The organism is Blastococcus sp. SYSU DS0973 (assembly GCF_054051055.1).
The window spans coordinates 572,537-586,037 of record NZ_JBJHAN010000002.1 but is presented as its reverse complement, the minus strand read 5'-3'; the positions used below and the strand labels follow the sequence as shown (position 1 = coordinate 586,037).

At 73.6% G+C, this 13,501-nt stretch carries 16 protein-coding genes; 5 read left to right on the top strand and 11 right to left on the bottom strand.

Going from position 1 to position 13,501, the window contains the following annotated elements; translation table 11 throughout:
* Nucleotides 1-41: 41 nt before the first annotated feature.
* Nucleotides 42-614 carry a hypothetical protein gene (locus ACI791_RS06630; protein WP_456585315.1) on the bottom strand — a complete coding sequence of 191 codons (573 nt, stop codon included), beginning with the start codon at nucleotides 612-614 and terminating at the stop codon, nucleotides 42-44.
* Between the two features lie 107 nt (nucleotides 615-721).
* On the opposite strand from ACI791_RS06630, the gene ACI791_RS06625 reads away from it, so the two are divergent.
* Nucleotides 722-877, top strand: coding sequence for a hypothetical protein (locus ACI791_RS06625; RefSeq protein WP_456585314.1), 156 nt, complete (start codon nucleotides 722-724; stop codon nucleotides 875-877).
* Between the two features lie 4 nt (nucleotides 878-881).
* Here ACI791_RS06625 and ACI791_RS06620 read toward each other — a convergent pair whose 3' ends face one another.
* Together ACI791_RS06620 and ACI791_RS06615 are read right to left on the bottom strand one after the other, a co-directional pair.
* Entirely contained in the window at nucleotides 882-2,204 is a 1,323-nt protein-coding gene (locus ACI791_RS06620) for a Rieske 2Fe-2S domain-containing protein (RefSeq protein ID WP_456585313.1), read from the bottom strand.
* Nucleotides 2,205-2,329: 125 nt separating this feature from the next.
* Nucleotides 2,330-2,608 carry a hypothetical protein gene (locus ACI791_RS06615; RefSeq protein WP_456585312.1) on the bottom strand — a complete coding sequence of 93 codons (279 nt, stop codon included), beginning with the start codon at nucleotides 2,606-2,608 and terminating at the stop codon, nucleotides 2,330-2,332.
* Nucleotides 2,609-2,936: 328 nt separating this feature from the next.
* Here ACI791_RS06615 and ACI791_RS06610 point away from each other — a divergent pair, with 328 nt between their 5' ends.
* Entirely contained in the window at nucleotides 2,937-3,215 is a 279-nt protein-coding gene (locus ACI791_RS06610) for a DUF4212 domain-containing protein (protein ID WP_347058874.1), read from the top strand.
* Nucleotides 3,212-4,933 carry a sodium:solute symporter family protein gene (locus ACI791_RS06605; RefSeq protein WP_456585311.1) on the top strand — a complete coding sequence of 574 codons (1,722 nt, stop codon included), beginning with the start codon at nucleotides 3,212-3,214 and terminating at the stop codon, nucleotides 4,931-4,933. Before ACI791_RS06610 ends, ACI791_RS06605 begins: the two co-directional genes overlap by 4 nt.
* Before the next feature lie 121 nt (nucleotides 4,934-5,054).
* Here the strand turns inward: ACI791_RS06605 and ACI791_RS06600 are convergent, their stop codons facing one another.
* The 3 genes from ACI791_RS06600 to ACI791_RS06590 form a co-directional block, all read right to left on the bottom strand.
* Complete coding sequence (locus ACI791_RS06600) at nucleotides 5,055-5,297, bottom strand: hypothetical protein (RefSeq protein ID WP_456585310.1); 243 nt, start codon at nucleotides 5,295-5,297, stop codon at nucleotides 5,055-5,057.
* Nucleotides 5,298-5,392: 95 nt separating this feature from the next.
* The gene (locus ACI791_RS06595; RefSeq protein ID WP_347058877.1) at nucleotides 5,393-6,253 is read right to left on the bottom strand and encodes a manganese catalase; all 861 of its coding nucleotides are present in this window, start codon (nucleotides 6,251-6,253) and stop codon (nucleotides 5,393-5,395) included.
* A 133-nt stretch (nucleotides 6,254-6,386) separates the two neighbouring features.
* Nucleotides 6,387-7,121: an ATP-binding protein gene (locus ACI791_RS06590; protein WP_456585309.1), complete on the bottom strand. Its 735-nt coding sequence runs from the start codon at nucleotides 7,119-7,121 to the stop codon at nucleotides 6,387-6,389.
* Between the two features lie 62 nt (nucleotides 7,122-7,183).
* Here ACI791_RS06590 and ACI791_RS06585 point away from each other — a divergent pair, with 62 nt between their 5' ends.
* Nucleotides 7,184-7,894 (top strand): response regulator, encoded by a 711-nt coding sequence (locus ACI791_RS06585; protein WP_456585308.1) that lies wholly within the window; start codon nucleotides 7,184-7,186, stop codon nucleotides 7,892-7,894.
* A gap of 93 nt (nucleotides 7,895-7,987) precedes the next feature.
* Here ACI791_RS06585 and ACI791_RS06580 read toward each other — a convergent pair whose 3' ends face one another.
* Nucleotides 7,988-9,448 (bottom strand): PH domain-containing protein, encoded by a 1,461-nt coding sequence (locus ACI791_RS06580; protein ID WP_456585307.1) that lies wholly within the window; start codon nucleotides 9,446-9,448, stop codon nucleotides 7,988-7,990.
* Nucleotides 9,445-9,933 carry a PH domain-containing protein gene (locus ACI791_RS06575; RefSeq protein ID WP_456585306.1) on the bottom strand — a complete coding sequence of 163 codons (489 nt, stop codon included), beginning with the start codon at nucleotides 9,931-9,933 and terminating at the stop codon, nucleotides 9,445-9,447. Before ACI791_RS06575 ends, ACI791_RS06580 begins: the two co-directional genes overlap by 4 nt.
* A 164-nt stretch (nucleotides 9,934-10,097) precedes the next feature.
* Here ACI791_RS06575 and ACI791_RS06570 point away from each other — a divergent pair, with 164 nt between their 5' ends.
* Nucleotides 10,098-10,406 carry a rhodanese-like domain-containing protein gene (locus tag ACI791_RS06570; RefSeq protein WP_456585305.1) on the top strand — a complete coding sequence of 103 codons (309 nt, stop codon included), beginning with the start codon at nucleotides 10,098-10,100 and terminating at the stop codon, nucleotides 10,404-10,406.
* A 44-nt stretch (nucleotides 10,407-10,450) separates the two neighbouring features.
* On the opposite strand, the gene ACI791_RS06565 is transcribed toward ACI791_RS06570, so the two are convergent.
* The 3 genes from ACI791_RS06565 to ACI791_RS06555 form a co-directional block, all read right to left on the bottom strand.
* Nucleotides 10,451-11,170 (bottom strand): hypothetical protein, encoded by a 720-nt coding sequence (locus tag ACI791_RS06565; RefSeq protein ID WP_456585304.1) that lies wholly within the window; start codon nucleotides 11,168-11,170, stop codon nucleotides 10,451-10,453.
* Nucleotides 11,167-11,673 carry a SigE family RNA polymerase sigma factor gene (locus tag ACI791_RS06560; protein ID WP_456585303.1) on the bottom strand — a complete coding sequence of 169 codons (507 nt, stop codon included), beginning with the start codon at nucleotides 11,671-11,673 and terminating at the stop codon, nucleotides 11,167-11,169. The genes ACI791_RS06565 and ACI791_RS06560 overlap by 4 nt, the downstream gene beginning before the upstream one ends.
* A gap of 157 nt (nucleotides 11,674-11,830) precedes the next feature.
* Nucleotides 11,831-13,447: a long-chain fatty acid--CoA ligase gene (locus ACI791_RS06555; protein ID WP_456585302.1), complete on the bottom strand. Its 1,617-nt coding sequence runs from the start codon at nucleotides 13,445-13,447 to the stop codon at nucleotides 11,831-11,833.
* Nucleotides 13,448-13,501: the final 54 nt, after the last annotated feature.

Genomic DNA, 13,501 nt, shown 5'->3' with positions numbered 1-13,501 from the left:
GTCGCCCCCCGGGAGGATCTCCGCGTCCCCCCGCAGGAGGATCAGCTGCCCGACGAGGGGTCCTCGTCGGGCTCGGGGATGTCGTCGCCCGCGGCGGCGACGACCGCGTCGACGGTGACCTCCTGGCCGTTGCTGAAGGAGAAGGTGACCGGGATCGACTGCGACGAGCGCAGGTCGCGGTCCAACCCGACGAGCTGCACCGAGGGCAGGTCCGGCGCCCCGACGTAGAGGTTGTCGTTCGCGGGCACCTCCAGCGACGAGGCCGCCTGCTCGGTGCTGTCGGCGAAGATCCGCGCCTCGGCGAAGTCCTCCCCGGTGATGGTGTCGAGGGTGACGGCGTCGGACCCCGAGTTCGTGACCGCGAAGGTCAGCGGGGCGTCGTCGCCGGCGCTGTAGAGGCCGTCGGCGGGGTAGGGGAGCTCCGCGTCGGCGAGCGACACGTCCTCGGTGACGGACTCGTCCGGCCCGGCGTTGCCACCGTCGACCTCGGTACCGATGTCCTCGATCGGGTTGGCCGACTCCTCCTCCTCGGCGACCCCGCCGCACGCGGCCAGGGGCAGGGCCGTGGTGAGGAGCAGGGCGGCGAACGGGTACGTGCGCGTGCGGCGGGTCATGCTGGTCCTTCCGGATGGCGGGCGACCGTCGAGGGCTACCCCCGGGCGGTCACCGGCACGGCGCCGGTGGGCGGACCGCAACACAGTCGTCGCATTGGGGAGGGCACGTGGGCGACGACGACCGGGCCTCGCGGGAGCCCGGCGACGACGGCGGGGACCCGGCCTGCTGGCTGCGCCGGGTGTGCCCGGCGTGCGGCGGGCTGGCCGACGAGGACCCGCCGACGGTGTGCCCGCGGTGCGGGGAGCGGCTGCCGGCCGGGTGAGCGCTCAGGCTGCGGCGGAGCGGCCGGCCAGGTGCCGGGTGGCCGCCACGAACTCGCACAGCCCCTGCCGCAGTGCCACAGCCGCCCGGTCGGCCGGCACGTGCACCTCGTCCCGGGGGTCCAGGGGCAGCCCGCTGATCGCCAGGAGCTCCTGCGAGCGGACGTCTTCGGCGAGGATCCGGCGCTGCAGGGCCACCTGGTCGGCCAGCCAGCCGGGGGTGGGCAAGGGCTGCCCGGGGCCGGCGGAGATCAGCAGGCAGGTGTAGATGCGGGTGGAGTCCAGGTCCTCGGGCTGCAGGAAGTACAGCAGCGTCGTGGCTGCCCCTGAGTCCAGGAACTCCTGCCGCAGGCGCAGCCGGAACGGCGCCCGGAAGACGTAGGTGGTCCGGCGGCGCTGCCGTAAGGGGCGGGCGCCGGTGGCCACCTCGGGGTCCACGGGGTTGTCCACCCACTGCTCGCGCACGACCCGGAAGCCACCCGGCTCGGCCAGGACCTCGACCGGATGCACGTCGGCCCGGTCGGGGGTGCCGATCGTGGTGGCGTGGACGAACGGGCCGTGCGTCGCATCGAGGAAGGTGTCCGCGAGCGGTCCGGCCGGGCCGGGGGACCGCGTCGGGGGCAGCCACCTGGGGACGAAACGCCGATCGGCGGCCTCGGGCACGTCCAGCGTCTGGTCGATGGGGTCGGCCGGCGCCAGCCACACCACGCCGAGCCGCTCGCGGACGCCGAACGCCGGCGGTGCGACCACGAGGCCGTCGTCGGAACGACCCAGCGTCCAGGTGCGGCCCAGCAGCCGGACCTGCAGCCAGCCGCCGGGCCGGAGCTCCGTGGCCAGCGCCACCGGGTGCCAGGCGTGCTCCAGGGACGGGTCGAGGTTGTCGAGGACCCGGCCGCTGGGCGGACCCGGCGGTGGAGCCGGCTCGGGTCGCGGCTCGGCGACCGGCCGGGGTGGGCCGGCTCTGGTCTGCTCGGGGGCCAGCCAGATCCAGCCGTACCGCTCCTCCACCGCCCACGGGCCGACCAGGTCCGCCCGCGGAGGCGGGCAGCCGTCCGCTCCCAGGGTGGGGACCTCCGTGCAGCGGCCGTCGCCGTCGAACCGCCATCCGTGGGCGGGGCAGACCAGCCGGCCGTCGGTCACGCGTCCCCCGGCCAGCGGCACGAGCCGGTGCGGGCACCGGGCGGGGAACGCGCTCACCTCGCCCCCGGGTCGCAGCCGGACGACGACGTAGGCGCGCCCGCCCGCGCCGACCGGCACCGGCGTCGTGCCGATCTCGGCGGCGCGGGCCACCGCGAACCATCCCGACGACGCAGCACTGGATGCGGCCATGAGCCATTGCACCGGTGGCCGGTTCCGACCGGGTTACGCGCGGTGCAACGTTGTGGGTCAGCCGACGGTCGCGCGGTCGGTGAGCGGGGCCGGACCCTCCGCAGGGTGCTGCGTCGGGCGACGGGTCAGTTCGTCGGGGAAGCGGCTCGGGAGACCCGGAACAAGGAGACGGCGGCGGAGCCGGCGAGGATCCCCCCACCGACGGTCAGGACCAGACCCGGGCCAGGCGCCCAGCCCGAGAAACCCACGAGGCCCGCCAGGTGCAGCACCTGCCACAGCGGGAGGGCGATGGCCACGACGGCCAGCACCAGCGCATGCACAGCGGCGAGGGTGGAGGAGCGGATGATCGCCCCGGCGATGCCGAGCAGCGCCGCGTACATCGTCCACAGACCTGCTCCTCGCACGCCCGCGACGTTGCCCGCAGCGGTGGCGACCCAGGGAAGGAAGGCTCCGAAGAGCACCAGGAGTGCAGCGCCGAGCAGCCGCCTGCTCCCGGGGCTGCGACGCCGGGTGCGGCGCCCTGTCTCCCGTGTACTCATCACCACGAGGTCGGAACTCTAGGTGCTGCAGCGCCGGCCCGGTAGCCCGTCGCGCACCGGCTCGCTCGAAAGTCCATCGACGTCACGCCTTCGTGTCCGTTGCCGTCCGAGTGTTTGACCGTACCGGGCTGGTCTGGTTCCCTTCTCGCGCGCGTGTGATCTGGCACACACGGCCGACCCTTCGGAGGAGCGGGTGGACGCTACGCAACGTAAGGAGTACTGGCGGAGGAACATCCGCCTGATGAGCGTGCTGCTCGTCATCTGGGCACTGGTGTCGTTCGGTGCGGGAATCGTCTTCGTCGAGCCGCTGAACACCATCCAGGTCCTCGGCTTCCCCCTCGGCTTCTGGTTCGCCCAGCAGGGGTCCATCGTCACCTTCGTCGTCCTCATCGCCGTCTACGTCTGGCGGATGGACAAGCTCGACGCCGAGTTCGGCATCGACGAGTACGAGGAAGAGGTCCACCACTCATGAGCGACATCCAGGTCTGGACGCTCGTCTTCGTCGTCATCACCTTCGGCATCTACATCTACATCGCCTACGCCAGTCGGGTGTCCACCACGGCGGGCTTCTACATCGCCGGTGGCGGCATCCCGGCGTCGGCGAACGGTGCCGCGATCGCGGCGGACTGGATGAGCGCCGCGTCGTTCATCTCGATGGCCGGCATCGTCGCGTTCGCCGGCAACGGGTACGCCGGGTCGGTCTACCTGATGGGATGGACGGGCGGCTACGTGCTGCTGGCGCTCCTGCTGGCGCCGTACCTGCGCAAGTTCGGGAAGTACACGATCCCGGACTTCGTCGGTGACCGGTACTCCGAGAGCGCCCGCCTGGTCGCCGTCGTCGCGGCGATCGTCGTCTCGTTCGTCTACGTCGCGGGACAGATGGCCGGCGTCGGCCTGGTGTTCCAGCGGTTCCTCGGTGTCGGCACCACGGCCGGTGTGGTCATCGGCATGGTGATCGTCTTCTTCTACGCCGTGCTCGGCGGCATGAAGGGGATCACCTGGACGCAGGTCGCCCAGTACAGCGTGCTGATCGTCGCCTACCTCATCCCCGTGGTGGCGATCTCCGCGCAGTTCACCGGCAACCCGTTCCCGCAGATCGGCTTCGGCCAGATCCTCGGCGAGCTCGACGGCCTGCAGCAGGACCTCGGTTTCGCCGCGTACACCGAGGCCTTCACCCAGACCAGCATGCTCAACATGGTGCTGATCACCGCGGCACTGATGTTCGGCACCGCCGGCCTGCCGCACGTGATCGTCCGCTTCTACACCGCCAAGAGCGTGCGGGCCGCCCGGTACTCGGCGCTGTGGGCGCTGTTCTTCATCGCCCTCCTCTACACGTCCGCTCCGGCGGTGGGCGCGTTCAGCAAGTACAACTTCATCGACCAGATCGCCGGCACCTCGATCGGCGCGACGCCCAGCTGGTTCAACACCTGGGCCGACGTCGGTCTGATCACGGTCGACGACGTCAACGGCAACGGCATCATCGACTACGGGCCCGACACCGGCGAGCTGGTGATCAACAACGACATCATCGTGCTCGCGACGCCGGAGATCGCCGGCTTGCCGGCACCCGTCGTCGGCCTGGTCGCAGCCGGCGCCCTGGCCGCCGCCCTGTCCACGGCGTCCGGGTTGCTCCTGGTCATCTCGTCCTCGGTGGCCAACGACGTCTACTACAAGCGGATCAACCCCGCCGCCACGGAGGGCCGGCAGCTGCTCGTGGGCCGGATCGCGATGGCGCTGGCGATCGTCGTCGCCGGCTACCTGGGTATCAACCCGCCCGGCTTCGTGGCCCAGGTGGTGGCGCTCGCCTTCGGCCTGGCCTGTGCGAGCTTCTTCCCGATCCTGGTGCTCGGGATCTTCTGGAAGAAGACGACGGCAGCCGGAGCGACGGCGGGTCTGGCGGCGGGCCTGGCCACCACCGTCGCCTACATGCTGTGGACGATCGACATCTACGGCAACAGCGACGGTCTGTTCGGCATCCCCGAGACCGGCTTCGGCACGATCGGCATGCTGATCAACTTCGTGGTCACCATCGTGGTGTCGCAGTTCACCACGAAGCCGTCGCCGGTGATGCAGGAGCTGGTCGAGGAGATCCGCTACCCCGGCAAGAGCCGGCTGGTCGCGGCGCACGCCGAGGGGCACCTGGACGACCTGACCCACGGGGAGCCGCCGCACGAGCCGCGCTCGCACTGAGCGAGGACCCCCCTGCCGCTCACCGCTCGCACGCTCGCGGTGGGACCCCGGCAGTGCGTCCGCTCCCCCGCCTGAGGCGCGCTCCCCTGTCCGGTGGGGGGCGCGCCTCCGCGCGTCCGGGTCAGGCAGCGGTGGCGCGGGCGGGAGCGGCGGCGGGTGTGCGGACGACGGCGCCCGCCGGGGCCGGGGCCGGGGAGCGCCGGTGGTGGGCGACCCAGCGAACGGTGAGGCCGGTGAGGACGACGAGCCCGGCGACCGCGTGCTGGCCGGGGGCGCTGACCGCGACGGCGATCGCGGCGAGGTAGACCAGCGAGAGCAGGACGGCGGGAAGGGCGGGGCGGGGCGGCTGCAGGTGGGGGTGCACGGCAGGACCTCCTGGAGGGGTGGCCCGCCGGGCCGGCGGCCCCGGGATCGGGTGGGCCACCGGCACGGCGAGGGCGCGACGGGGTGGGGCCAGCCTCAGGTGAGCATGTCCTTGGCCTTCTGCAGCATCGACTGACCCGGCATCTGCGGCGTCGGGAACAGGCGCGGGTCACCCGGGGGCAGCTGCGGGGCGTCGGCGGCGGCCTCGATCGGCCGGGCGGTGAACTCGCCGCGGCCGTCCGGGGTCGGGCCGTGCGCCCAGCGACCGGCGGCGGCCTCGGGGCCGTCCGAGGCCAGGATGAAGGCGAAGCCGGCGTCGCCCGGCTCCTCCTCGATCGGGAAGGCTTCGGGTACCGGGATGCCCTCGAGCCCGTCGGCCTTGAGCTCCTCGATGGCGGCGAGCCACTGCATCTGGTGCATGTGGTCACGGGCGATGAGGAACTTCAGCGTCTCCTTGACGCCCGGGTCGTCGGTCATGTTGTAGAGCCGGGCGACCTGCAGCCGGCCCTGCATCTCGGCCGTGGCGTTGTAGTGGAAGTCGGCCATCAGGTTGCCGCTGGCGGTCACGTAGCCGCCGCTCCAGGGCAGGCCCATGCTGTCGCGGTAGTAGGCGCCCCCGCCGTTGACGATCGCGTGCTGCGGGTTGTGCGTCCCGTAGCCGGCGGCGGCTTCCTTGCTGCGGTCGGCGGCGTCCGGCTTCAGGGGGATGTGGTCGAGCAGCCGGTCGATCATCGTCACGAGGATCTCGACGTGGGCGAGCTCCTCGGTGCCGATCGAGAGCAGCATGTCCTTGTACTTGCCGGGCAGCCGGCAGTTCCAGCCCTGCAGCAGGTACTGGGTGGCGACGGTCATCTCGCCCCACTGACCGCCGAGGACCTCCTGGAGCTTGCGCGCGAAGTCCGGGTCCGGGCCGTCGGGCTTGGCCTCGTACTGCAGCGCCTGGGTGTGCGTGAACACGGTGTCTCCTCTGCGTCGTCGCCGTCCCGCGATCGCGGTGACACAGGGGATCTGCCCGCCCCGGGTGGCCCACCGGTGCCGTCCGGTGGCCCGCCGGTGCCAATGTGAGTCGCCCGTCGGACGAGGGGTCCTTTCAGCGGTCGGGGAGCTGCACGACGAGGGTGAACACGGAACCGTTCTCCGACCACAGCACCCGGCCCCCGAGCTCGCCGGCCTGCCGCTGCACCGACCACAGCCCGAGGCCGGTGAGGTCCACCGGCGGCCGCGAGGTCTGCAGGTGCTGGACGACGCGGTCGACGGGCACGCCGGCCTGGCTGAGCGCCAGCTCCACCCAGCCGGTGCGGGCGGTCGCCCGCAGCCGCACCGGGGCGCCGTTCCCGTGGCGGTGGGCGTTCTCCAGCAGGTTGATCAGGATGCGCTGCACGCGGGCGTCCGCGACGCCGACGTCGCCGGCGTCGCCGTCCACCTCGAGTGCGAGCTGCGACCGGGGCAGCCCCGAGGCGGCGACCGACGCGCAGAGGACGTCGCCGAGGCGGCGGGTGGTCGGCGACTGCCGGACCGCTCCGCCGGTCGCGTCGGCCGTGCGCAGCATCGACGACAGGTGCGCCGCCTGCGCCCGGGCGAGCGCGAGCAGCTCGGCGGCGTGCGCGGGCGCGCGGTCCAGCGACCCGAGCACCGCCTCCAGCGAGGCCAGCGGGCTGCGCATGTCGTGGCAGAGCGCGCGGACGACGGCGTCCTCGGGGCTGGGCCTCTCCGGTGGGGTGGGGGCCCGGCGCGGGCGCGGCAGGTGCGCGCGCAGCACTCGGGCGAGATCGGTGAGCAGTCCGCAGTCACGCGTGGACGCCTGCGTGTCGGCAGCCAGGGTCACGGGCACCTCCTCGGGAGGCCGGCCGGCAGCGCCGGAAGGCGCACCGACCGTCAGGGAGCGATGTGGGCGAGACCGACGACGCGACCGCTGCTGACCGCAGGCCGCCGGTGGATGTGGTGGTCGTCGACGACCACCCGCTGTTCACGCGTGGGCTGAGCCTGCTGCTGCCGGGGCTCAGCGGAGGTCGGGTCCGCGTGGTGGGGACGACGGAGGACGCGTCGGCCGCCGCGGCGCTGGTGCGCCGGCACCACGCCGACGTGGCGATCGTCGACCTGCACATGCCGCCGCCCGGCGGAACCAGGGCCATCGCGGCGATCCGCCGGGCCGACCCGCTGGTCCGGGTGGTCGCGCTGTCCGGGCTGGCCGAGGCCGACGCCGCCATCGAGGCGCTGCGCGCCGGGGCGTCGGGCTTCCTGCCCAAGACCGCGGACCCGGACGCGCTGGTGCGGCCGCTGCTGGCCGTCCTCGACGGGTGGTCGGTGCTGCCGGAGGCGGTGCTGCGCCAGTTGCTCGACGAGGCGACGCCGTCCGGGGAGCAGAGCATCGCCGACGCGCTGACCGCCGACGAGCGACGGCTGTGGCGGCTGATCGCCGACGGCACGAGCACCGTGGACATCGCGACGACGCTGCACGTCTCGGAGCGGACGACCAAGCGGCTCGTGGCGCACCTGCTGCGCCGGCTGGACGTGGCGACCCGGGTGGAGGCGGCGGCGCTGGCCGGCCGGGTGGGCCTCGGGAAGGACTCCGGCGCGCCGGGACGGGAGAACGGGTGAGCTCTCCGAGGCGGCATCGACCGGCCAGCTACCCGGGGCGGTGATCGTCAAGCGCGGGCCAGGAAAGGTTTTCCTTCCCGCCACCCGATCGCCTCACCGCCGTGGCCGCTCCAGCGCGCCGGCCCACGACTCGGACGCGGCGAGGGCGAAGGCGGCGACGTCACCGGCGGCCATGTCCACGGCCGGGTAGCCCCCGCTGCCGGCGCCCACGCAGGCGGTGACCGTCGCGAGCCCGGCGCGCCGCTGGAACACCGACTGCCGGATCTCCCAGGCCACGACCGCGCGGCGCTCGAGGACGACCTGCTCGCGTACCAGCCAGCCGCGCCGCAGGCTGAACGAGCGCGGGCCCGCCGCGTGCCCGAGCGCCCCGTAGAGGCCGTACGCGAGCGGGACACCCAGGGCGGTCAGCGCGATGCCCGCCGCCAGCACGTCCCAGCGGCCGGTGACGGCGAGCAGCACCCCGCCGCCCGCGGTGACCGACAGCCCCACGGTGACCGCCCGCACGATCCGCCGGCGCAACGCGGCCGGGGGATGGGCGGTCAGCGGCCCCGGGTCGTCGACCAGCCGGTGGGTCAGCGCCCACGCCTCGTCGCGGGGGCCGAGCGGCAGCAGCTGCCCGCGCCGCTCGGCGTCGGCCAGCCCGGTGACCAGCGCACCCGCCCGGGCGGCTCCCACCAGCCGCATGCCCAGACCCTCGGAGACCGCGACGCCGCGGATGCGGTCGAGCTCCAGCTCGGTGTGCCGCCGGGTGAGCAGGCCGCGCACCGCGACCAGCGTGCGTCCGCGCCGCACCAGCCGGAAGCCCCAGTTGACGATCGCGGCGCCGATGATCGAGCCGGCGAGGACCAGCAGCAGCATCCCCACGACGACCGCGCCGATCACCGCCCCGGACGGGACATCGACGTCGAGCACGTCGCCGAGCAGGTCGTCGGGCAGTTCCTCGCCCAGGCGGAACAGCGCGCCGATCCCGGCCAGCGGCAGCGCCAGGTAGCTGCCGACCAGGGGTGCGTAGCACAGCCACCGGTTGTCCCAGCGGGAGAGCTCCTCCTCCGGCGGTGCCGCGGCGCCGCCCCCAGGTGCCTCCGCCGATGTGGAGCGGTGGGTCAGGACCGCGACCCGCAGCCGGTCCCCCTCGGCGCGCGGCACGCCGTCGACGAGCAGCTCCTCGTCCTGCCCGGCGGTGCCGGCGGCGGCGTCGATGCGCACCCGGACCAACCCGAACAGGCGGTGCAGCGCGGGCGCCTCCACCTCGACGCCGCGGATGCGGTCGTTGGGCACCGTGCGCACCGAACGGGAGAGCAGCCCGCGGGTGACGACGACCGCCGTCGGGCCGTCGGCGTAGCCGAACCGCCACCAGGCCACGGCGGCGGCGGCGAGCGAGAAGAGAGTGACGCCCAGGACCAGGGCGGCGATCGTGCCCGTGCCGCCGCCGAACCCGGTGGCGGCGCCGACCGGGATGAGCACGGGCACGAACTGGCGGGCCTGCCGGAAGGTGATCGTGTGCACGAGCACGATCCGGGGGGAGGTGCGCCGGGCGGGTGGGGGAGCGGTCACGTGGCCTGGTCGCGGACCAGTTCCGCGCGGTGGGCGAGGTCGTCGGCGACGCGCTGGGCGACGTCGTGCTCGAGGTGCCAGATCCGCACGGTCCCCTGGCTGGAGGCGGTGAGCACCGCGACGGTGGCCAGGCCGAACATCTGCTGGAGGACGCCGCGGGTGACGTCGACGGTCTGGATGCGCGAGATCGGCACGAGCGTCCAGGTCTGGGTGAGCCAGCCGGTGCGCGTGTAGGCGGCCTCGGCGGTGATCTCCCAGCGGTACACCCGGTGCTTGAACCACGGGCGGATGCCCACCGCGACGACCGCGTGGAGCCCGGCGGCGACGGGCAGCAGCCGGTGCAGCAGCGGCAGCGGCCCCCCGTCGTCGGGCACGAACAGCAGGAAGGCGCCGACGGCCAGCCACACGAGAATCGTGCTGAACACGCTCTCGGTCACCCAGAGCCCGATCGCCGACCGCGGGAGCTCCCAGGCGGGCTCGCGCACGGGCGACGGGAATGCGGTCCGCGGCGCGGTCCGGTGGCTCGGGGACATCGCCCCCATCCTCGCAGGCGCCCCCGCCCGGGGAGCGGCATCCGGAGCCGTCGCCCGGCCACCGCGCGGCGTGCACTGGCACGATGGGGCGCGTGATGCCGCAGCAGGTTCCGACCGTGCCCGCCTCCGAGCTTCCCGAGGACGCCGTGGTCCTCGACGTCCGGGAGGACGACGAGTGGGTGCACGGCCACATCGAGGGCGCGACCCACATCCCGATGGGCGACGTCCCGGCCCGGCTCGACGAGCTGCCCGAGGGCGACCCGCTCTACGTCACCTGCCGCGGCGGTGGTCGCTCGGCGCGGGTGGCCGCGTGGCTGAACCAGAACGGGTTCGACGCGGTGAACGTCGGCGGCGGCATGGGTGAGTGGCAGGCCGCGGGCAAGCCGATGGTGAGCGAGACCGGCGAGGAGCCCTTCGTCCGCTGAGGCGCATCTCGCGCCCGTGGGGCGTGACGGGACCAAATCCTTCCTCAGCGCCAGGACGCCGCGGTCTCCTCGTCGAAGTAGCGGGTGAAGCCGCAGGTCCAGCCGATCGGCTCCAGCGGCTCCCCGTCCCACCGATCGGCGCCGCTCACCAGCAGCCGCGATCCGACGCCGTAGACCGGACCGCCCTCGCTGGTGGTGGCGGCGCCGGGCGACGCCGGCACGGGGAGGTCCACGGTCACCGTCGCGCCCGAGCCGCCGGAAAACCACTCGTTCACGGCGAAGGTGACCCCGACCAGCTCCGGACCGGTCGAACCGGACCAGTCCGTCACGCTGGGGCCGATGCCGGTCACCACGCCGTCGAAGGAGAAGTCGCGTTCCCGCACGGCGTCGGGGCTGTACGCGACCGCGCACGACGCAGCCGCGCCGTCGGCGAGCGGGCCCGTGCGGCCGGCGGTCGGGTCGTCGGGCAGCGGGGCCATCGCGGCCCCGGCCGGCTCGTCCCCCTGGCCGCTCCCGCCGGGCAGCGGCTCCTCCGCGACCACCATCGGCGCCGGCGTGGCGCCGTCGCCCGGGTCGAGGTCGACGACGGCGAACACCCCACCGGTGACCACCGCGACCCCGGCCGCCACCGCGAGCGCGGCCCCGGCGGTGCGACGCCTCCGTGCCCGGCGGCCGGCGCGCAGCAGCCGCGCCGTCGGCGGCGGGCCCACGGCCACCCGCCCGGCGAGCTCGTCGAGCAGCGCGCTGGTCTCCCGATCGGTCACGATGCCCTCCCGCCGCGCAGCGCGGTGACGTCGAGGTCGGTCGAGAGCTGGGCGAGCGCGCGGGAGAGCCGGCTCTTCACCGTTCCCGGCGCGATCCTCAGCGCCTCGGCGATCTGCTGTTCGCCCAGGTGGGCGTAGTACCGCAGCACGACGACCTGGCGGTGCGGCGCGCTCAGCCGGCGCAGCGCGCGCTGGACGGCGTCGGCGTCGTCGACCTGGCCGGTGCGGTCCTCGGTGATCGCGTCGGGCACCTCGTCGGTCGGCCGCTCCCGCCACCACCGCCGGCGGTGGGAGTCGTGGTGGCAGTTGACCAGCACGCGGTACACGTAGGCGTCCCGGTTGCTCGCGCTGCTGACCTTCTCCCAGGCCACGTAGCAGCGCACCAGCGTTGTCTGCACCAGGTCCTCGGCCTCGGCGCGGGTGCAGCCGAGCAGCACCGCGGAGCGGACGAGCACCGGCCAGCGCTCGTCCACGTACCGCGTGAACGCCTCGTCCCGCTCCACTCGCCCTCCGCCGGATCGCCCTCTGCGCAGGATGACGGGTCGGGGCGGGGGAGCGGTTCCGCCGCGCTCACACGCGGTCCGCTTCCTCTCGTGCGGGGGAGAAGGCCCCTGGTCCGATCCCCGGAGGCCTCCTCCCCGCGCGATCGGCGCCGGGGAGCTACGACTCGAGCTGGTACTCGGCGAACCGGCTGCGCAGGTCCTTCTTCGAGAACTTGCCGACGCTGGTCTTGGGCACCTCGTCGATGAACTCCACGGCCTCGGGCATCCACCACTTGGCCACCAGCGGGTTGAGGTGGTCCAGGATGTCCTGCTCGGTGGCGCTCGCGCCCTCCCTGAGGACGACGCAGGCCAGCGGGCGCTCGTCCCACTTGGGGTGCGGGATGCCGATGACGGCGGCCTCCTTGACCGCCGGGTGGCTCATGATCGCGTTCTCCAGGTCGACCGAGCTGATCCACTCGCCGCCGGACTTGATGAGGTCCTTGGTGCGGTCGGCGATCCGGATGGAGCCGTACTCGTCCATGGCGGCGACGTCGCCGGTCTTCATCCAGCCATCGGGCGTGGTCAGCTCCACGCCGGCATCGGGGTTGTAGTAGTCCTGCGCGCACCACGGGCCGCGCACCTGCAGCTCGCCGGTGGCCTTGTCGTCCCACGGCTGCGGCTCGAGGGTGTCGGAGTCGACGATGCGGGCCTCCACGCCGAGGAACGGGATGCCGGCGCGGGCGCGCTGGGCGGCCTTGGTCTCGTCGTCGGCGTCCTCGTAGCGCCTGGGCAGCACGCCGGAGGAGGCCACCGGGTGGGTCTCGGTCATGCCCCATGCCTGCAGGATCGGGATGCCGACCTGCTCGCGGTACGCCTCGCTCAGCGCCTTGGGGACGGCGGAGCCGCCGCAGCCGATGTCGCGCAGCTTGTGCGGCTGGCCGGCCAGGTGGGGGAGCACGCCCTGCCAGATGGTGGGGACGCCGGCGGTGAACGTGACGCCCTCGTCGACGATCAGCTTGGCCAGCGCCTCCGGCTGCATCATCGCGCCCGGCATGACCAGGGAGGCGCCCGCGGCCGGTGCGGCCTGGGCGATGCCCCAGGCGTTGGCGTGGAACATCGGCACCACCGGCATCGCGACGTCCCGGATGCCGAGGCCGAAGGCGTTGGGCGCCATCACGCCCATGGTGTGCAGCCACGTCGAGCGGTGCGAGTAGACGACGCCCTTCGGGTTTCCCGTGGTCCCGCTCGTGTAGCACATGGAGGCGGCCCGCCACTCGTCCGTGACGGCGAACTCGACCGGTCGGGCGTCGGCCAGCAGGGTCTCGTAGTCGAGGATCCGGGCGTCGTCGGGAATCTCGTTGTCGCCGCCGTCGTCCATGACCACGACCTGCTTGACCGTCTTCATCGTGTCGATCAGCGGCCAGAGCAGGGGCAGCACGGTGCGGTCGACGAAGATGACCTCGTCCTCGGCGTGGTTGGCGATGTAGGTGAGCTGCTCGGGGAAGAGGCGCACGTTGAGCGTGTGCAGCACCCGACCGGTGCACGGGGCGGCGAAGTAGAGCTCGAGGTGCCGCTGGCTGTTCCAGCCGAACGTGCCCACCCGGCCGTCGGCGCTGATGCCCAGGGTGTCGAGGACCCCGCCGAGCTTGCGGGTGCGCTGCGCCCACTCAGCGTAGGTCGCGCGGGTGACGCCGCCGGGGTTGTTGGTGACGATCGTCCCGTCGCCGTAGTGCTGCTCGACGTGCCGGAAGATCGCGTCGACGGTCAGTGGGCTGTCCTGCATGAGGCCGCGCATGACCGGATCCTGCCAGTGACCCCGCTCACCTTCCAGCGGTAGGGGCGCGACGGT